The 16,962-nt window shown below is 63.7% G+C and carries 19 protein-coding genes; 11 read left to right on the top strand and 8 right to left on the bottom strand.

Annotated features, from left to right (window positions below):
- Window positions 1-132 precede the first annotated feature (132 nt).
- Window positions 133-969, top strand: a complete 837-nt coding sequence (locus ACKI1H_RS25530; protein WP_138520573.1) for a CvfB family protein — start codon at window positions 133-135, stop codon at window positions 967-969.
- A 19-nt stretch (window positions 970-988) separates the two neighbouring features.
- Here the strand turns inward: ACKI1H_RS25530 and ACKI1H_RS25525 are convergent, their stop codons facing one another.
- From ACKI1H_RS25525 to ACKI1H_RS25515, 3 genes are all read right to left on the bottom strand, one after another.
- Window positions 989-1,402 carry a DUF5064 family protein gene (locus ACKI1H_RS25525; protein ID WP_138520574.1) on the bottom strand — a complete coding sequence of 138 codons (414 nt, stop codon included), beginning with the start codon at window positions 1,400-1,402 and terminating at the stop codon, window positions 989-991.
- A gap of 56 nt (window positions 1,403-1,458) precedes the next feature.
- Window positions 1,459-2,889 carry an arginine-ornithine antiporter gene (gene arcD, locus ACKI1H_RS25520; protein ID WP_440466727.1) on the bottom strand — a complete coding sequence of 477 codons (1,431 nt, stop codon included), beginning with the start codon at window positions 2,887-2,889 and terminating at the stop codon, window positions 1,459-1,461.
- Between the two features lie 191 nt (window positions 2,890-3,080).
- The gene (locus ACKI1H_RS25515) at window positions 3,081-3,635 is read right to left on the bottom strand and encodes a magnesium transporter (RefSeq protein WP_138520576.1); all 555 of its coding nucleotides are present in this window, start codon (window positions 3,633-3,635) and stop codon (window positions 3,081-3,083) included.
- Between the two features lie 242 nt (window positions 3,636-3,877).
- Between ACKI1H_RS25515 and def the strand changes: the two genes are divergently transcribed.
- The gene (def, locus tag ACKI1H_RS25510; protein WP_440466726.1) at window positions 3,878-4,417 is read left to right on the top strand and encodes a peptide deformylase; all 540 of its coding nucleotides are present in this window, start codon (window positions 3,878-3,880) and stop codon (window positions 4,415-4,417) included.
- Window positions 4,418-4,496: 79 nt separating this feature from the next.
- Here def and ACKI1H_RS25505 read toward each other — a convergent pair whose 3' ends face one another.
- Window positions 4,497-5,354: a MurR/RpiR family transcriptional regulator gene (locus ACKI1H_RS25505; protein WP_440466725.1), complete on the bottom strand. Its 858-nt coding sequence runs from the start codon at window positions 5,352-5,354 to the stop codon at window positions 4,497-4,499.
- Window positions 5,355-5,540: 186 nt separating this feature from the next.
- Here ACKI1H_RS25505 and zwf point away from each other — a divergent pair, with 186 nt between their 5' ends.
- From zwf to ACKI1H_RS25490, 3 genes are read left to right on the top strand one after another with little or no spacing between them, the layout of a single operon-like run.
- Window positions 5,541-7,010: a glucose-6-phosphate dehydrogenase gene (zwf, locus tag ACKI1H_RS25500; RefSeq protein ID WP_440466724.1), complete on the top strand. Its 1,470-nt coding sequence runs from the start codon at window positions 5,541-5,543 to the stop codon at window positions 7,008-7,010.
- Entirely contained in the window at window positions 6,997-7,713 is a 717-nt protein-coding gene (pgl, locus tag ACKI1H_RS25495; RefSeq protein ID WP_440466723.1) for a 6-phosphogluconolactonase, read from the top strand. The genes zwf and pgl overlap by 14 nt, the downstream gene beginning before the upstream one ends.
- A gap of 17 nt (window positions 7,714-7,730) precedes the next feature.
- Entirely contained in the window at window positions 7,731-8,378 is a 648-nt protein-coding gene (locus tag ACKI1H_RS25490) for a bifunctional 4-hydroxy-2-oxoglutarate aldolase/2-dehydro-3-deoxy-phosphogluconate aldolase (protein WP_440466722.1), read from the top strand.
- A 183-nt stretch (window positions 8,379-8,561) separates the two neighbouring features.
- Here ACKI1H_RS25490 and ACKI1H_RS25485 read toward each other — a convergent pair whose 3' ends face one another.
- The 4 genes from ACKI1H_RS25485 to ACKI1H_RS25470 all read right to left on the bottom strand — a co-directional run bounded on the left by ACKI1H_RS25485 (window position 8,562) and on the right by ACKI1H_RS25470 (window position 12,811).
- A complete protein-coding gene (locus ACKI1H_RS25485; protein WP_440466721.1) occupies window positions 8,562-10,394 on the bottom strand; it encodes an ABC transporter ATP-binding protein in 1,833 nt (610 codons plus the stop codon).
- A gap of 77 nt (window positions 10,395-10,471) precedes the next feature.
- Complete coding sequence (locus ACKI1H_RS25480; RefSeq protein ID WP_024765968.1) at window positions 10,472-11,032, bottom strand: peptidylprolyl isomerase; 561 nt, start codon at window positions 11,030-11,032, stop codon at window positions 10,472-10,474.
- A 29-nt stretch (window positions 11,033-11,061) separates the two neighbouring features.
- A complete protein-coding gene (locus ACKI1H_RS25475) occupies window positions 11,062-11,853 on the bottom strand; it encodes an alpha/beta fold hydrolase (RefSeq protein ID WP_440466720.1) in 792 nt (263 codons plus the stop codon).
- Between the two features lie 31 nt (window positions 11,854-11,884).
- Entirely contained in the window at window positions 11,885-12,811 is a 927-nt protein-coding gene (locus tag ACKI1H_RS25470; RefSeq protein ID WP_138520584.1) for a LysR family transcriptional regulator, read from the bottom strand.
- Window positions 12,812-12,866: 55 nt separating this feature from the next.
- On the opposite strand from ACKI1H_RS25470, the gene ACKI1H_RS25465 reads away from it, so the two are divergent.
- The 6 genes from ACKI1H_RS25465 (at window position 12,867) to ACKI1H_RS25440 (ending at window position 16,952) form a co-directional block, all read left to right on the top strand.
- Window positions 12,867-13,181: a 3-phosphoglycerate kinase gene (locus ACKI1H_RS25465; RefSeq protein ID WP_440466719.1), complete on the top strand. Its 315-nt coding sequence runs from the start codon at window positions 12,867-12,869 to the stop codon at window positions 13,179-13,181.
- Window positions 13,182-13,323: 142 nt separating this feature from the next.
- A complete protein-coding gene (locus ACKI1H_RS25460) occupies window positions 13,324-13,923 on the top strand; it encodes an FMN-dependent NADH-azoreductase (protein ID WP_138520586.1) in 600 nt (199 codons plus the stop codon).
- A gap of 199 nt (window positions 13,924-14,122) precedes the next feature.
- Window positions 14,123-14,407 carry an integration host factor subunit beta gene (gene ihfB / locus ACKI1H_RS25455; protein WP_015478091.1) on the top strand — a complete coding sequence of 95 codons (285 nt, stop codon included), beginning with the start codon at window positions 14,123-14,125 and terminating at the stop codon, window positions 14,405-14,407.
- 33 nt (window positions 14,408-14,440) lie between these two features.
- Window positions 14,441-14,746 (top strand): LapA family protein, encoded by a 306-nt coding sequence (locus ACKI1H_RS25450; RefSeq protein WP_138520587.1) that lies wholly within the window; start codon window positions 14,441-14,443, stop codon window positions 14,744-14,746.
- Window positions 14,739-15,896: a tetratricopeptide repeat protein gene (locus ACKI1H_RS25445; protein WP_440466718.1), complete on the top strand. Its 1,158-nt coding sequence runs from the start codon at window positions 14,739-14,741 to the stop codon at window positions 15,894-15,896. The genes ACKI1H_RS25450 and ACKI1H_RS25445 overlap by 8 nt, the downstream gene beginning before the upstream one ends.
- Window positions 15,897-15,989: 93 nt before the next feature.
- Complete coding sequence (locus tag ACKI1H_RS25440; RefSeq protein WP_440466717.1) at window positions 15,990-16,952, top strand: NAD-dependent epimerase/dehydratase family protein; 963 nt, start codon at window positions 15,990-15,992, stop codon at window positions 16,950-16,952.
- The last annotated feature ends 10 nt before the right edge of the window (window positions 16,953-16,962 follow it).

The raw sequence follows: 16,962 nt of genomic DNA, 5'->3' as shown, positions 1-16,962 counted from the left end.
AACTCCGGAGCGGCTGGAAAGCACGGCTCGCGAGCAGGCTCGCTCCCACAAAAAAGCCGGCGTTCGGCGGCTTGAGGCGCATCCTCGCGTCAATGCGCGTAGAATGCCCGCCCCGTTCACGAGGTAAGCGTCATGGCAGTCATAGGTCGGTTCAATTCGTTGCAGGTGGCCAAGCACACCGATTTCGGTCTTTACCTGGATGGCGAGAGCCATGGCGAAATCCTGCTGCCCAAGCGCTACGTGCCGAAGAACGAACCCACCGAAGTGGGCGACTGGCTCAACGTGTTCATCTACCTGGACAGCGAAGACCGCCTGATCGCCACCACCCAGAAGCCCAAGGTGCAGGTCGGCGGCTTCGCCAGCCTCAAGGTGGTGGAGGTCAACCGTGTCGGCCTGTTCCTCGACTGGGGCCTGCCCAAGGACCTGCTCCTGCCGCACTCCGAAGAGAAGCGCCCGCTGCAGGTTGGCGATTACTGCGTGGTTTACGTCTACCTCGACGAGCGCACCCGCCGTATCACCGCCACCGCGCGCCTGGACCGCTACCTGGATAACACGCCGGCACGCTACAAGGCCGGCCAGCAGGTGGACCTGCTCGTCGTCGAGCGTACCGACCTGGGCTACAAGGCCATCATCGACGGCAAGCACTGGGGCCTGATCCACAAGAACGAAGTCTTCAAGTTCATGCGCAATGGTCTGCGCGAGACCGGCTACATCAAGGAGATGCGTGCCGACGGCAAGATCAGCCTGAGCCTGCAACCGGCCGGCGCCGGTCTGTCCGACGCCCTCAGCGAGCAGATTCTCACTGCCTTGCGCGAAGCGGGTGGCACCCTGGCGCTCAGCGACAAGAGTCCGCCGGAACTCATCGCGCAGCAGTTTGGCGTCAGCAAGGGCAACTTCAAGAAGGCCATCGGCGGCCTGTTCAAGCAAGGCCTGATCGTCATCCACGACGATCGCATCGACCTGGCCTGACGATCCACTCGCTGACGGCTCAGCCGCGCCCGCGAACGATGGACTCGGCCACCGCGCAACGCGGCTCGGCCGGGGCCAGCGAGCCCATGCGCTGCAGGTCGACTGGAGTGCCCGGTTCCGCTTTCAGCTGGCGGCGCAGGTCATCGAACACCCGGTCATGTTCCTTGCGAAAGCGCAGGACCGGCCCGCGACAGACCTGCAGGCCGTGGCGGCGCAGAAGGCGCGTGGCACTGCCGGCGAAGTTGAAGGCAAGGTCGCCGGGCAGGTCGAAGCCGTCGTTGAAGGGCTGGCCGTCGATCTCGCCATCCAGCTCGAACTTCACCAGGGCGTCGCGGCTGGCGGCGTTCTCCACCACGTAGCTCAAGCGGATGCGGTACTGCTGGCGGTCGAGGCCGGCGGTGGAGTGGATGGTGACCTGAGCGGGGACGGTCATTTTTCCTCCTGTAAAGCAGAAACCCGCGGCGGGGCTGCGGGTTTTTCGTATCGGGCTCAGAGGCTCAGTTGGCCCGAGTAGAGACCGTAGCTGGCGGCCAGTGTTGCGGCCAGCAGGACGGCAAGGATCAGCCATTCCGCCTTGCTGAAGACACGCTCGCCACGCTCGCGCTTGGCCATGATGAACAGCACCACACCCGGCGTATAGAGCAGTGCCGAGAGCAGCAGGTGGTCCATGCCGCCGGCATACACCAGCCAGAGGCTGTAGACCAGAGCGATGGCGCCGATCGCCAGGTCCTTGCGGCGTGCCCGCAGCAGGCCTTCGTAGCCCTCGCCGCGCAGGCTGAGCAGCACGGCGTAGCCGGCGGAGAACAGGTAGGGCAGCAGGGCCATGGAAGCGGCCAGGTACACCAGGCTGTGGTAGGTGCTGGCGGCGAACAGGGTGACGATGAGGAACACCTGCACCGTGGCGTTGCTCAGCCAGAGCGCGTTGACCGGTACGTCCTCCTCGCTCTCGCGAGCGAGGAACTTCGGCATGGTGTGATCCTGGGCGGCGGCGAACATGATCTCCGCGCTCAGCAGGATCCACGCCAGCAGCGCGCCGAACAGCGAGACGATCATCCCGGCGATGATCAGCACTGCGCCCCAGTGGCCCACCACGTGCTCCAGCACGTAGGCCATGGACGGGTTGGGCAGGCCGGCCAGTTGCGCCTGGTTCATCATGCCCATGGACAGCACGTTCACCAGCACCAGCAGCGCCATCACCGAGACGAAGCCGATTACCGTGGCGGTGCCGACATCGGAGCGTTTCTTCGCGTGTCCCGAATACAGGTTGGCGCCTTCGATGCCAATGAACACCCAGACGGTGATCAGCATCATGTTGCGCACCTGGCTCATTACGCTGTCGAAATCCACATGGCCGTGGCCCCAGAAATCGGCAGTGAACAGGTCCATGTCGAACGCCACCAGGCCGATCAGGATGAACAGCACGATGGGCACGACCTTGGCGACCGTGGTGACCTGGTTGATGAAGGCCGCCTGCTTGATCCCGCGCAGAATCAGGAAGTGCAGGCTCCACAGCAGCAGGGACGAGCAGGCAAAGGCGATGAGGGTGTTGCCCTCGCCGAACACCGGGAAGAAGTAGCCCAGTGCGCTGAAGATCAGCACGAAGTAGCTGACGTTGCCCAGCATCGAGCTGATCCAGTAGCCCCAGGCCGAGTTGAAGCCGATGTAGTCGCCGAAGCCCGCCTTGGCATAGGCGTAGACGCCCGCGTCCAGTTCCGGCTTGCGCTGCGACAGGCTCTGGAAGACGAAGGCCAGCATCAGCATGCCGACGCCGCTGATCGCCCAGCCGATGAGCACCGCGCCAGGGCTGGCGCTCTGCGCGACGCCCTGAGGCAGCGAGAAGATGCCGCCGCCGATCATGGAGCCGACCACCAGGGCGGTGAGGGCGGCCAAGCCGAGTTTCTGGTTGGGCGATGTGGACATTTCCCAGCCTCCTGAAATGAGTGGACTCGGATAGTTTCGAATCCGCCCGGAGGCACTCGGCTGACTTATATCAATAGCAAGCTAACGGTATCTGAATGTGACCTGAACAGGCTGCCTCATCGTTCATCGGCACGCAGGCTGCCCGCCGCGGGGTGTTCGAGCCACGGAGTGCAGGTTCGCCTGGCAGCTCGCTACATCATGTGGCGGAAGCGGTTCCAGGCCTGCTCGATGGAGAGCCACCAGGCCGGCATGGCGCTGCCGAAGCCGGCGATCTCCAGGCGCGGGTGGTGGCGCACCACCATGTCCAGCACCGGTTCCTGTTCGGGCTTCACGTCGACGAAGAACACGTGGCGGCCTTCCTGCAGGTTGTCCTGGAAGCGGCGCACGTCACCACTGGGGCGCTGCAGGCCGAAGAAGCTGCTTTCCCACAGGCTGAAGCCCAGCAGCACCGCGGCGAGGAACACCACGGGAATCCAGCCTGCCGCTGTCTGCGTCCAGCCGCTCAGGTAGCCGACCACGAGTACCAGCACAGCCAGCGCGGCGCCAATCATCAGGCCGATCTTGCCCCAGTGCACCACGTCCTTCTTCATCATCGAGGGCACTTCGTGGAGGCGGTGCTCCTCCAGTTCTGCGTCACTGTCGCTCAGTACATGCATCTGCTCGATGCCGATACCGCTTTCGGAAAGCTCCTGCTCGACCTGTTCCAGGTCGTCCAGGTTGTCGCTGATGTAGTAGTGCCTGTTCATGACGAACCTCTCGCCCCCGGCATGAAGGATCCCCCAGGGTCTCGACGCCATCTGCCGCGCGCCTGGGCGGCATTCGACCGCGCTCGTTGGTTTTCGCCAGCACAGATCAGCCTAACACCCTGGCGGTCCGGTCGACGTGGCGCTGCCAGGCGGTCGTGGACTTGCCAGACCGGCCGGGGCGGCAGAGGATGCAGCTCTCATTGGAAGCATGCCGCTTTCACGCAACGGCGAACGAGGCCGAGATGATCCGCGAGATTCTCAAGATGGGCGACGAGCGCCTGCTGCGCATCGCCCCACCGGTGCCCGAGTCGATGATCGGCAGCGCCGAGCTGAGCCAACTGATCGACGACATGTTCGAGACCATGCACCACGTCGGCGGCGTCGGCCTGGCCGCGCCGCAGATCGGCGTCGACCTGCAGTTGGTGATTTTCGGCTTCGAGCGCAGCGAGCGCTATCCGGACGCGCCTGCAGTGCCGCCGACCATCCTGCTCAACCCGGTGATCACGCCCATTGGCAAAGAGCTGGAGGAGGGCTGGGAAGGCTGTCTCTCGGTGCCGGGCCTGCGCGGCGTGGTGAATCGCCACCAGCGCATTCGCTACCAGGGTGTCGATCCACAGGGTCAGCCCATCGATCGCACCGTGGAAGGCTTCCACGCCCGTGTGGTGCAGCACGAGTGCGACCACCTGATCGGCCGCCTGTACCCGTCGCGCATCACCGACTTCAGCAAGTTCGGCTTTACCGAGGTGCTCTTCCCGGGGCTCGATCCGAACGCGGATGACTGACGGCACGAGGTCTCCGCTTTAAGAGCGTGCCGCCCCTTTGGCTTGCTCGGGGCGCGCTCGTGTCATCCTCGCGGGGCGCTCAGTCTTCCTCGTCGAGCTGGTAGCGCGTCGGTACCAGGCTCTCCTTGATCTTGCGCAGGTGCGGCTGGAAGTCCACGCCACGGCGCAGGGTCACGCCGGTGGCGAGCACGTCGAGCACGGTCAGCTGGATGATCCGCGAGGTCATCGGCATATAGATGTCGGTGTCCTCGGGCAGCGGGATGTCCAGGCTCAGGGTACTGGCGCGGGCCAGTGGCGAGTCGGCGGCGGTCAGGCCGAGCACCGAGGCGCCGTTCTGTCGCGCCAGGTGCGCCACGTCCACCAGCTCTCGAGTGCGCCCGGTGTAGGAAATCACCACGAACAGGTCGCCGGTGTGCGCCACCGAGGCGATCATCCGCTGCATCAGCACATCACTCTGCGCTGAGACCGCCAGGTTGAAGCGGAAGAACTTGTGCTGCGCGTCCAGCGCCACGGAGCTGGAGGCGCCGAGGCCGAAGAAGTGGATCTGCCGGGCCTGGATCAGCAGGTCCACGGCACGGTCGATCAGCTTTGGGTCGAGCAGCTTGTGGGCGCTGTCCAGCGAGGCGATGGTGCTGCTGAAAATCTTCCGTGTGTAGGCTTCGGGGCCGTCGTCGGCAGCGACCGCCTGGGTCACGAAGGCCGCGCCGCTGGCCAGGCTCTGGGCCAGCTGGATCTTCAGCTCCGGGTAGCCGCTCATGCCAAAGGAGCGGCAGAAACGGTTCACCGTCGGCTCACTGACGCTGGACGCCTGGGCCAGCGCGGCGATGCTGAAGCGCGTGGCCTGTTGAGGGTCGCGCAGGATCACCTCGGCGACCTTGCGCTCGGCCTTGTTCAGCTCTTCCAGACGGCTCTGGATCTGCTCCAGCAGGTTTTTCATCCGTGCTCCTTGGGCAATCGACGGTTGGCCGGGTGGGTGCGGCCAGCGGCGCTATCCTAACGTCAGGCCGGCAGTCGACCAACAACGGCGCGAAGCGGCAAAAATATGTTGTTTAATTACTACATATTTGTCTTAATGCCGGCGTAGAAGGCTAACTATCGTTCAAAATTTGGTTGGTAACAACAAATGCCTGAAGTCCGCGTTCTGCCCTGCACCCTCGCGCTGTTCGGCGCCCTGGGAGATCTCGCCCTGCGCAAGCTGCTGCCGGCGCTCTACCAGCTTGACCGCGAAGACCTGCTGCACCGCGATACCCGCATTCTCGCCCTGGCGCGCGACGACGGCGCCAGCGAAGAGCCCCTGGCGACCATCGAGCGCCGCCTGCGCCAGGCCGTGCCAGCGAAGGAGTGGGATGAAACCGTCTGGGCCCGCTTCCAGGCGCGTCTGCACCACCTGAGCATGGATTTCCTCGACGCCGGCTCCTACCAGGCGCTGGCCGAGCGGGTGGGTGACGAGAAGACTCTGGTCGCCTACTTCGCCACCGCCGCCTCGGTGTTCGGTGGCATCTGCGAGAACCTTGCCGCCGCCGGCCTGGCCGAGCGCACCCGGGTGGTCCTGGAGAAGCCCATCGGTCATGACCTGGAGTCGTCCCGCGCGGTGAACGACGCGGTGGCGCGTTTCTTCCCGGAAAACCGCATCTATCGGATCGACCACTACCTGGGCAAGGAGACAGTGCAGAACCTCATCGCACTGCGCTTCGCCAACAGTCTGTTCGAGACCCAGTGGAACCAGAACCACATCTCCCACGTGGAAATCACCGTGGCCGAGAAAGTCGGCATCGAAGGCCGCTGGGGCTACTTCGACAAGGCCGGCCAACTGCGCGACATGGTGCAGAACCACCTGCTGCAACTGCTCTGCCTGATCGCCATGGACCCGCCAGCGGACCTCACCGCCGACAGCATCCGCGACGAGAAGGTGAAGGTGCTGCGCGCCCTGGAACCCATCGCTCCCGAGCAACTGGCGACCCGTGTGGTGCGTGGCCAATACACCGCCGGCTACATCGACGGCAAGGCGGTACCCGGCTACCTCTCCGAGGAAAACGCCAACCCCAACAGCGATGCCGAGACCTTTGTCGCGTTGCGCGTGGACATCCGCAACTGGCGCTGGTCCGGCGTGCCGTTCTACCTGCGCACCGGCAAACGCATGCCGCAGAAGCATTCGCAGATCGTCATTCACTTCAAGGAACCGCCGCACTACATCTTCGCCCCGGAACAGCGTTCGCTGATCAGCAACCGGCTGATCATCCGCCTGCAGCCGGACGAGGGTATTGCCTTGCAGGTGATGACCAAGGACCAGGGCCTGGGCAAGGGCATGCAACTGCGCACCGGCCCGCTGCAACTGAATTTCTCCGAAACCTTCCAGACCGCCCGGACGCCGGATGCCTACGAGCGACTGTTGCTGGAAGTCACGCAGGGCAACCAGAACCTGTTCGTCCGCAAGGATGAGATCGAGGCCGCCTGGAAGTGGTGCGACGGCCTGATCGACGGCTGGGGGCGCCTGGGCGAAGAGCCCAAGCCCTATCCGGCCGGAAGCTGGGGACCGCAGGCCTCGGTTGCCCTGATCGCACGCGACGGGAGGGACTGGTATGGCGATCTTTGAACCCAAACTGGCTGAAGGCATGGCCTGGAAGACCTGGAACAACGCCGTCGAACAGGCCCGCGGTCTGGCCGAAACGGTGGCCGATGCGCTGCGCGAAGCGCTCATCGAGCGCGGCCGTGCGCTGCTGGTGGTATCCGGCGGACGCAGCCCGGTGGCTTTCCTCGAAGCCCTGAGCGGCGCGGTGCTGGACTGGTCGAAAGTGGCTGTCAGCCTCGCCGACGAGCGCTGGGTGCCCGAGTCGCATCCGGACAGCAACGCTGGCCTGCTGCGCCGTCACCTGTTCAAAGGGGCGGCAGCCAAGGCGCAGTTCATCGGCATCTACCAGCCGGCGGCCAGCCTGGAAGAGGCGGCCGAGAAGGCCGATCGCTATCTGCATGAACTGATCCTGCCCATCGATGTGCTGGTGCTGGGCATGGGCGACGACGGCCACACGGCCTCGCTGTTCCCCGGCAGCACCAATCTGGTCGAGGCGCTCGACCCGGCCGGCACACGTCGTTGCCTGCCGATGTGGGCACCGACGGTGCCACACCAACGCCTGACCCTGACCCGCGCCGTGCTGCAAGGGGCACGGGTGCAGATCCTGGCTATCCAGGGCGAGTCCAAGCTGGCCACCCTGAGTCAGGCGCTCAGCGACAACGACGACCAGCGCATGCCGATCAATGCGTTCCTGCGTTCGCCTCTTTCGATCCACTGGTGCCCCTGAGGCACGGAGTTACCGCAATGTCTGAACAACACATCCAGCAGATCGATGCCCTTGCGCAGCGTGCGCGCATCCTGCCGGTGATCACCATCGACCGCGAGGGGGATATCCTGCCCATGGCGGATGCCCTGGCAGCCGGCGGCATCACCGTTCTGGAAGTGACCTTGCGGACATCGCTGGGCCTCACCGCGATTCGTCAATTGAGCGAGCAGCGCCCGGAGCTGATCGTCGGCGCCGGCACGGTGCTCGACTCGGAAACCTTCGCTCAGGCGGAAGAGGCAGGGGCGAAATTCATCGTCACCCCCGGTTGCACCGACGAACTGCTGCAGTACGCCGTGACTCGCCCGGTGCCGCTGCTGCCTGGCGTGGCCACCGCTTCGGAAATCATGGCGGCATACCGTCATGGCCTGCGCCGCTTCAAGCTGTTCCCGGCGAAGGTCGCCGGCGGCGTGGAGGCGCTCAAGGCGTTTGGCGGGCCGTTCCCGGACATCCGTTTCTGCCCCACGGGTGGTGTCGGTCCGGACAACCTGAATGACTATTACCGGCTGGCCAACGTGATGTGCGTGGGCGGTAGCTGGATGCTGCCCAAGGCCGCCATCGACAGTGGCGACTGGGCCACGGTCGAGCGCCTGAGCCGCGAGGCGCTGGCACTGTTGGACACACACTGAGCTGTCCTGGATTTGGACGTGCCCGGCCTTGAGCCGGGCTTTTTTATGGGTGTTGGCTTCGTACCGGGTGCTCTTCGTAGGAGCGAGCTTGCTCGCGAAACTGCAAGGCACGGTGCAATGCCGTTCGCGAGCAAGCTCGCTCCTACCGGGGCGGAAGCCTCGGAGCGGCCGATCCGATCCCGATCAGTCCACCCCGACGAACCCGCCGGTCTGGTGACGCCATAGGCGCGCATACAGCCCGCCATGGGCCAGCAACTCGGCATGGCTGCCACTCTCGACCACGCGACCGTGCTCCAGGACCACCAGGCGATCCATGCGCGCGATGGTCGAGAGGCGGTGGGCGATGGCGATCACCGTCTTGCCCTGCATCAGGGTCTCCAGGCTTTCCTGGATGGCCGCTTCCACTTCCGAGTCCAGCGCCGAGGTGGCCTCATCGAGGATCAGGATCGGCGCGTCCTTGAGCAGCACGCGGGTGATTGCGATGCGCTGGCGCTGGCCGCCGGACAGCTTCACGCCACGCTCGCCGACATGGGCGTCGAGGCCGAAGCGGCCCTCGGCGTCGCTCAGTTGCGGGATGAACTCCGAGGCGCGGGCCTTCTGGATCGCGTCCTGCAGCTCGGCCTCGCCGGCGTCCGGGCGGCCGTAGAGCAGGTTGTCGCGGATCGAGCGGTGCAGCAGCGAGGTGTCCTGGGTGACCATGCCGATCTGCGCGCGCAGGCTTTCCTGGGTCACTTGGGCGATATCCTGGCCGTCGATCAGGATGCGTCCGCCTTCGAGGTCGTACAGGCGCAGCAGCAGGTTTACCAGGGTCGACTTGCCGGCGCCGGAGGGGCCGACCAGGCCGATCTTCTCGCCGGGGCGCACGGTCAGGTCGAGGCCGCTGATCAGGCCGCCACCCTTGCCGTAGCTGAAGTCCACGTGCTCGAAGCGGACTTCGCCATGGTTCACCATCAGCGGCTTGGCGTCGGGTGCGTCGATCACCTGGCGGGGCAGGGCGATGGTCTGCATGCCGTCCTGCACCTGGCCGACGTTTTCGAAGATGCCGCCGACCACCCACATGATCCAGCCAGACATATTGTTGATGCGGATGACCAGGCCGGTGGCCAGGGCGATGGCGCCCACCGAGATCAGCGACTGGGTCCACAGCCACAGGGCCAGGCCCGTGGTGCCGGCGATCAGCAGGCCGTTGAAGATGGTGATGGTTACGTCCATCGAGGTCACCACGCGCCCGGCGCGCTGGGCCTTGCGGGTCTGGTCGTCGATGGCTTCGCGGGCGTAGTCCTCTTCCTGGCGCGTGTGGGCGAACAGCTTGAGGGTGGTGATGTTGGTGTAGCCGTCGACGATCCGGCCCATGAGCTTGGAGCGCGAGTCCGAGGCTTCCACGGAGCGGCGTTTCACCTGGGGCACGAAGTAGCCCAGTGCGCCGACGTAGCCGATCACCCAGAGCACCAGCGGGATCATCAGGCGCCAGTCGGCCTCGGCGAACAGCACCAGGGCGCTGATGGTGTAGATCACCACGTGCCAGATGGCGTCGACCACCTGCACGGCGGAATCGCGCAGGGAGTTGCCGGTCTGCATGATGCGTTGGGCGATGCGCCCGGCGAAGTCGTTCTGGAAGAAGCCCAGGCTCTGCTTGAGCACGTAGCGGTGATTCTGCCAGCGGATCAGGTTGGTCATGCTGGGGTTGATGCTCTGGTGCACCAGCATGTCGTGCAGGCCGTTGAACACCGGGCGCAGGACCAGCGCTACCACAGCCATCCAGATCAGCTCGCGGCCGTGCGAGGAGAAGAAGTCGGCAGGGGCAGTGCCCTGGGCGAGGTCGACGATGCGGCCGAGGTAGCTGAACAGGGCGACTTCGATCAGCGCGACGATCAGCCCGACGAAGAGCAGCGCGAGGAAGACCGGCCAGACCTGGCGCAGGTAGTAGACGTAGAAGCGGATGACGTCGGAGGGCGGCATGCGCTCGGGGACGTCGCGGAAGGGATCGATCAGACGCTCGAAACGACGGTAAAGCATGATGGCTCTCGGGTTGTGTCGGCGAGCCCGTCCTGGGCTCGCCTTGAATGGCCTCCGTCAGCCGTGGTTCCGCAGAATCACAGACGCTTGGCGGAGAGGATGACCACCGGGGTGGTCGGTACGTCCTGGAACATGCCGCGATTACCGGTCTTCACGCCGGCGATCTGGTCGACCACGCCCATGCCGCGCACGACCTTGCCGAATACCGCGTAGCCGAAGTCGCGGGCGCCGTGGTTGAGGAAGTCGTTGCCGGTCAGGTTGATGAAGAACTGGCTGGTGGCGGAGTTCACGTCGCTGGTGCGTGCCATGGCCAGGGTGCCGCGCTCGTTGAGCAGGCCGTTGTCGGCCTCGTTCTTGATCGGCGCCTGGGTGTCCTTCTCCTTCATGGCCTCGGTGAAACCGCCGCCCTGGATCATGAAGTTGGGGATCACGCGGTGGAAGATGGTTCCGTTGTAGAAGCCACTGTCGACGTAGGACAGGTAGTTCTTCACGGAAATCGGTGCTTTGTCGGCGTACAGCTCGATTTCGATTTCACCCGAGGTGGTAGACAGCAGCACATGCGGGTTCTTGCTGTCGGCGGCGAAGACCGAGCCGGCCAGGACCAGGGAGCAGGCAGCGAGCAGGAAGCGTTTGAACAGGGTCATTTGGCGGATGTTTCCTGAAGGTTCTAGGGATGGTCGACCTGATCGAGGAAGTCGAGCAGGGTGGTATTGAATCTTTCCGGCTGGTCGAGCGGCGTGGCATGGCGCGAGTCCTCGATCACCACCAGGCGCGCGTTGGGCATGTGTCCGACATAGGCCTGCTTGAGCGAGACCGGGGTGTAGTCGCGGTCGGCGCTGATCACCAGGGTTGGACAGGTTATTCGCGCCAGGCGTTCCTGCACACCCCAGCCGATGATGGCGTGCAGGCTGGAGAGGTAGGCGCGCTTGTCGTTCTGCGGCCAGCGCTGCTGGATCTTGCGGCGCAGGTCGCTTTGCTCGGGCTTGGGGAAGAGCATCTTGCCCAGCGCCTTGCCCACGGTGTCCAGGCCCAGCGCGTGGGCGAGGAACAGTCGGCGCGCCACTTCCAGGTACTCGCGAAAGCTGCGCGGTTTCACTTCCGGGGCGCTGTTGACGATGGTCAGGCTGTTCAGCCGTTCCGGCCAGCGAGTGGCCAGTTCGAAGCCGATCATGCCACCCATGCTGATGCCCACCAGATGCACACGGCCAAGGCTCAGGTGATCGAGCAGGGCGATCACGTCCTCGGCGAAGGCTCCGATGCTGTAGCGCTGGCGCGGTTTGTCCGACTGGCCGTGGCCGCGCACGTCGAGGGCGATCACCCGATGACGCTTCTCCAGCTCCGGTACCTGGTATTCCCAGTCGCGGGTGCTGGAGCCGAGCCCGTGTACCAGCAGGACCGGCGTGCCGAATCCGCTTTCCTCGTAGTGCAGGCGATGACCGGCGTGGTCGAAGAATGGCATGACGGGCTCCTTGCTCGTGTGGCCTGAGGCTTCAGGCCGGGCTTTCCGGGGCGGCGAAATGGGCGTCGAGGGGCACGTTGGCGAAGGTGGTCAGCAGCTCCACGAGGATCTGCGTGGCCGGGCCCAGGGGCTTTTCCTTGTTCGGGTAAAGATAGAAGCGGCTCTCGCGCACGCCGCCCTGTTTCATCAACAGCGGCTTGAGCTGGCCGTCGCGCAGTTCGCGCTCGATCATGTGCCGTGGCAACCAGGCGAAGCCCAGGCCGTTACTGACGAAGGTGGCGGCGGTGGCGAGGCTGCCGACGGTCCAGCGCTGCTCGGCGCCGAGCCAGCCGACGTCACGCGGTTGCAGGCGGCCGGAGTCGCGGATCACCACCTGCATCTGGGTTTCCAGGTCCTGGTGAGTGACCTCGCGTTGCAACCGGTGCAGGGCGTGGTCGGGGTGGGCGACGGCGACGAAGTCGACGATGGAGAGGTCGGCGCCCAGGTGGCCGGGAATGTTCAGGCCGCTGATGGCGAGGTCCGCATGGCCCTGCACCAGCGCTTCTTCCACGCCCGACAGTACTTCTTCGCGCAGCAGCACGCGGCAGCCGCGGCTCTGTGGCATGAAGGCCGACAACGAGCGCACCAGGCGCACGGTGGGGTAGGCGGCGTCGACGACCAGGCGCACTTCCGGCTCCCAGCCCTGTTCCATGTGATGGGCCAGTTCTTCCAGCTGGCCGGCGGATTTCACCAGTTGCCGTGAGCGACGCAACAGTACTTCACCTGCCTCGGTGAGTACGGCCTTGCGTCCGTCGATGCGCAGCAGCGGCACGCCCAGTTGCTCCTGCATGCGCGCCACGGTATAGCTGATCGACGACTGCGAACGGTGCAGGGCTTCCGCCGCCTGGGCGAAGCCGCCGTGGTCGACCACGGCCTGCAGGGTTCTCCACTGATCCAGGGTAACGCGGGGCGCTTTCATCCTCGCTTCCTCTTGTCTACTCTGGCGGTCCGCAGAAGACCAATAAGAGACCGCCATGAAAAAATTCTGTTGTGCCGTTATGGCCATGTTGCCGCTGACCGCCCTGGCCTATCCCATCGAGGTGCAGAAGAGCCTCAATGGCGCCGAGGTGGATATCGAGACCCAGGATATCGGTGACCAGATGGGGGCTATCCTCCTGCGCAACGCCGGCCAGCAGCCAGTGACCTGCACCGCGGTTTTCGTCAACGGCCCTGAGACGCCGCACGTGCGCAAGGCAACCATTGCGCCCGGCAAGGAGGCCAATCTGACGTCCAGCTTCAGCCGCGCCGTGATCAAGCTGCGGATCAAGCTCACCTGCAATCCTTCCTGATTACCCGGCAAGACTAGAAGCAGTCAGGAAAGAAATCAATTTATTCGATAATTAGAAGCGACTATTTACGCTTTTTTATCGATTTGTTCATGTTTAGGATGACCTCCATCGACACATTCAACGACCGATGGAGGTCCAGTCCATGTCCCGCGTCCTGGTTATCGAAAGCAGTGCCCGTCAGGAAGGTTCAGTTTCCCGTCAGCTGACCCGCGACTTCATCGCCCAATGGCAGGCCGCTCATCCGGCCGACGACATCCAGGTCCGTGACCTAGCCGTCGAGCAGGTCCCGCACCTCGACGCCAACCTGCTGGGAGGCTGGATGAAGCCGGCGCAGGAGCACAGCGAGATCGAACGCGCTGCGCTGGATCGTTCCAACCAACTGACCGCCGAGTTGCAGGCCGCCGACGTGCTGGTCCTGGCTGCACCGATGTACAACTTCGCCATCCCCAGCACCCTCAAGTCCTGGCTGGACCATGTGCTGCGCGCCGGCGTCACCTTCCAGTACACCGAGACCGGCCCGCAGGGGCTGCTCACCGGCAAGCGCGCCTTCGTCCTGACCAGCCGCGGCGGCGTCTACGCCGGCGGTGCGCTGGATCACCAGGAGCCCTACCTGCGCCAGGCGCTGGGCTTCGTCGGCATTCACGACGTGACCTTCATCCACGCCGAAGGCCTGAACATGGGCGGTGAATTCGCCGAGAAAGGCCTGGCCAAGGCCAAGGCGCAGCTCGCCGCCATCGCCTGATCCTGCTTTTCCCTTGCGCGTCCTTCCGCTCCTGGGCGCGACCGTGGCCGATTCCTTCCCCGCAGGATCGGCCATTTTTTATTTGCCAATGACTTGACCGGGTGAAAACACATCCTTCCCGTTCGGGCTGTTCAAAGCATGATCAGCATGCTAAAAGAACCTAGAGCTGATCTAGCCGCTTGAAAAAGAAGGGAAAACCATGACCAAGTCGGAGTTGATCGAGAGAATCGTCACCCATCAGGGGCAGCTTTCCGCAAAGGATGTGGAGCTGGCGATCAAGACCATGCTTGAGCAAATGTCCCAGGCTCTGGCCACTGGGGATCGCATCGAAATCCGGGGTTTCGGTAGCTTCTCGCTGCATTACCGTGCGCCGCGCACCGGTCGCAATCCGAAAACCGGCGAGTCCGTGCGTCTGGACGGCAAGTTCGTTCCGCACTTCAAGCCTGGCAAGGAGCTGCGCGACCGCGTCAACGAACCCGAGTGACCCCGGGGTATCCGTCTTCAAGAAGGAGTGTTCATGCTTCGGGCAAAACGTTTCCTGCTGATTCTGGCGCTGGTCGTCCTGGCCGCCGTCGTCGTGGTTTTCGTCCTTGAAAACCTGCAGCCTGCACAGCTGACCTTCCTTGGCTGGCAGTCGCCTCAGTGGCCGCTGGTGGTCTTCATCTCCCTTTCGTTCATCGTTGGCGGCGTGATCGGCCTGCTGCTGAGCATTCCCTTCCGCGCGAAGACGCACGTCCGCATGACCGGGCTGCGCTCGGAAGTCACCCGTTTCCGCAAGGAGAATGACGCGCTGCGTGAAAAGTCGCTGACGGACCATGCCTAGCGTCGTTGCCACGCTGTTCTTCTTCTGCGCCCTGGCCATCGGCTGGTGGATGGGGCGTCGGTCTCTTTCCAGAACCCAGCCACCAACAGAGCCGAACCTTCGGGCGCGCGTCCACAGCATGCATAACCTGCTGGAGCGACATTCCGACGATGCGCTGGAAAGCCTATCCCAAGGCCTGGTCGTCAATCCGGAGACGCTTGAAAGCCACCTGCACGTTGGCAATCTGTTCCGCCGCCGTGGCGATATCGAGAAAGCCATCCACATTCACCAGGACCTGCTGGGACGTGCCGGCGAGGATGGTTCGCTGGTGGCGCAAGTACGCCTGGAGCTGGCTCGTGACTACATTGCTGGCGGTCTGCTCGGTAGCGCCGAGGAGTTGCTGGACGAGCTGACCCAGCAACGCGACGGGCCCATCTCTCTCGAGGCGCTGGATGAGCAGCGGCTGATCTGTGAGCGTGAGAAGAACTGGTCGCGCGCGATCGAACTGGCCGCCCGGCTGGTGCCGAGTCGGCCCGAGTTGAGCGCTGCGCTGGCCAACTACTACTGCGAACTCGCTCAGGAGAAAGGCAAGAGCGGGGATCGCAGCGCCATGCAGGAGCTGCTGCGCGAGGCTCGCCGTGTCGACAAGCGCTGCGTACGCGCTCTGCTGATGCGGCTGGAGTGCGAACTCTGGCGCAAGGATCGGATAGCGGCAATGGCAACGCTCAGGGAGGTTGTGCAGGATGCCGAGGCTTATGTGGGGGAAATTGTTCCGCTATTGCGTCGGTTTGATGCGAATCAATGGCCGGACTTGATCGCGTTCCTGGGCGAACTGGCTTTGCGGCACCAACTGCCGCCGTCAGTGCTGGCCTGGCTGATGGAAGTTGATGTTGATAGCGGGGCTGACTATTGGAGAGAGCAGATGATATCGAGGGTGCGACAACAGCCCTCCTGGCACGGAGTAGGGGAGTATGTTGCTGCCGTCGAGGTTGATTGCGATCATCCGCATTCTATTGAAAAAATGTCTCCAATAATCATAGGTTTGTATAAGACAATGGCTCGTTATCGTTGCGGGAAGTGCGGCTTTGCCGGGCGGGAGCTGCATTGGCAGTGTCCTGGGTGCCATGCGTGGAATAGCCTCGCCCCCATTCGTGCCATTTCAGCGGGCTAGCTGGAGCGTACTGCTGTCAGTCGGCCGTTCACCTCCGGCATGCGACATGTTCATTCAGTTATCGAGCCCAGGACTGTTTATGGAGAGTGCCTGTTGAAGGTTCTTGTCACCGGGGCGTCAGGGTTCGTAGGAAAATACCTCGGAGTCGCGCTCGCTCAAGGTGGCCATCGTGCCATTGGGCTCTGTCGCCAGGCTGCTTCGAACTCGTCCTATCGCGAAATCTGTATTGGCGACATGACAGCGTTGGCGGAGTGGAAACAGGCGCTGGATGGGTGTGACGTTGTCATTCACCTTGCCGCGCGTGCTCATGTGCTCTCTGGCTCCAGTGATGAGCAATCCGAGCTTGAGCAGTTTCGGCGCGTCAACCGCGACGCCACACTGGCGTTAGCTGTTGAGGCGGCCAGGCGCGGCGTACGACGATTCGTGTTCGTCAGCTCGATTGGTGTGAATGGTAATAGCTCCGGTTCGACCCCCTTTGATGAATCATCGACTCCAGCGCCCCATGCCAGCTATGCGGTTTCCAAGTTCGAGGCTGAGGAGGGGTTGCTCCGTCTGGCTGCTGACAGCGCCATGGACATTGTCATCATTCGCCCGCCGCTGGTTTATGCATTCGATGCGCCGGGCAACTTTGCGCGTTTACTCCGGTTGGTCGCCAATCCGATCCCCTTGCCGTTTGGCGCAGTCGACAACGGCAAAAGCTTGATCAGCGTGGCCAATCTGGTCGACTTCATCATCCTGTGCATGACGCATCCCAATGCAGCTAATGAGCGATTCATCGTTGCCGACAATGGCGTGGTATCGATCCGGGAGCTGATAGCCGAGCTGGCGGCAGGAATGGGTAAAAAAGCCTTCATCTTCAGTGTTCCTGAACGGTTTCTCAGTGGTGCAGCAGCGTTGGTCGGGCGAACGAGGCTCTATGAGCAGCTCTGCGCCAATCTCGAACTGGATACCCGAAAGGCGAAGCGTTTGCTTGGTTGGCAGCCACTTCAGGGACTTCGTGAGGGGCTGCGGGAAGCAGGAAGAAAATTCGTGAGTACAGAGCGCGCAGATGGTTGATTCAGGGGTG

This window comes from Pseudomonas sp. YH-1 (genome assembly GCF_051990045.1).
Taxonomy (GTDB): Bacteria; Pseudomonadota; Gammaproteobacteria; order Pseudomonadales; family Pseudomonadaceae; genus Pseudomonas; species Pseudomonas nicosulfuronedens.
This window is presented reverse-complemented; position numbering and strand designations above follow the sequence as displayed.

Excerpts from the sequence above, each read along its gene's own strand:
- pgl (WP_440466723.1), top strand. The coding sequence starts at position 6,997 with ATGGCGATCTTTGAACCCAAACTGGCTGAAGGCATGGCCTGGAAGACC.
- arcD (WP_440466727.1), bottom strand. The coding sequence starts at position 2,889 with ATGTCCACATCGCCCAACCAGAAACTCGGCTTGGCCGCCCTCACCGCC.
- ACKI1H_RS25475 (WP_440466720.1), bottom strand. The coding sequence starts at position 11,853 with ATGCCATTCTTCGACCACGCCGGTCATCGCCTGCACTACGAGGAAAGC.
- zwf (WP_440466724.1), top strand. The coding sequence starts at position 5,541 with ATGCCTGAAGTCCGCGTTCTGCCCTGCACCCTCGCGCTGTTCGGCGCC.
- ACKI1H_RS25465 (WP_440466719.1), top strand. The coding sequence starts at position 12,867 with ATGAAAAAATTCTGTTGTGCCGTTATGGCCATGTTGCCGCTGACCGCC.
- ACKI1H_RS25525 (WP_138520574.1), bottom strand. The coding sequence starts at position 1,402 with ATGACCGTCCCCGCTCAGGTCACCATCCACTCCACCGCCGGCCTCGAC.
- ACKI1H_RS25485 (WP_440466721.1), bottom strand. The coding sequence starts at position 10,394 with ATGCTTTACCGTCGTTTCGAGCGTCTGATCGATCCCTTCCGCGACGTC.
- def (WP_440466726.1), top strand. The coding sequence starts at position 3,878 with ATGATCCGCGAGATTCTCAAGATGGGCGACGAGCGCCTGCTGCGCATC.
- ACKI1H_RS25490 (WP_440466722.1), top strand. The coding sequence starts at position 7,731 with ATGTCTGAACAACACATCCAGCAGATCGATGCCCTTGCGCAGCGTGCG.
- ACKI1H_RS25470 (WP_138520584.1), bottom strand. The coding sequence starts at position 12,811 with ATGAAAGCGCCCCGCGTTACCCTGGATCAGTGGAGAACCCTGCAGGCC.
- ACKI1H_RS25515 (WP_138520576.1), bottom strand. The coding sequence starts at position 3,635 with ATGAACAGGCACTACTACATCAGCGACAACCTGGACGACCTGGAACAG.
- ihfB (WP_015478091.1), top strand. The coding sequence starts at position 14,123 with ATGACCAAGTCGGAGTTGATCGAGAGAATCGTCACCCATCAGGGGCAG.
- ACKI1H_RS25460 (WP_138520586.1), top strand. The coding sequence starts at position 13,324 with ATGTCCCGCGTCCTGGTTATCGAAAGCAGTGCCCGTCAGGAAGGTTCA.
- ACKI1H_RS25450 (WP_138520587.1), top strand. The coding sequence starts at position 14,441 with ATGCTTCGGGCAAAACGTTTCCTGCTGATTCTGGCGCTGGTCGTCCTG.
- ACKI1H_RS25505 (WP_440466725.1), bottom strand. The coding sequence starts at position 5,354 with ATGAAAAACCTGCTGGAGCAGATCCAGAGCCGTCTGGAAGAGCTGAAC.
- ACKI1H_RS25530 (WP_138520573.1), top strand. The coding sequence starts at position 133 with ATGGCAGTCATAGGTCGGTTCAATTCGTTGCAGGTGGCCAAGCACACC.
- ACKI1H_RS25445 (WP_440466718.1), top strand. The coding sequence starts at position 14,739 with ATGCCTAGCGTCGTTGCCACGCTGTTCTTCTTCTGCGCCCTGGCCATC.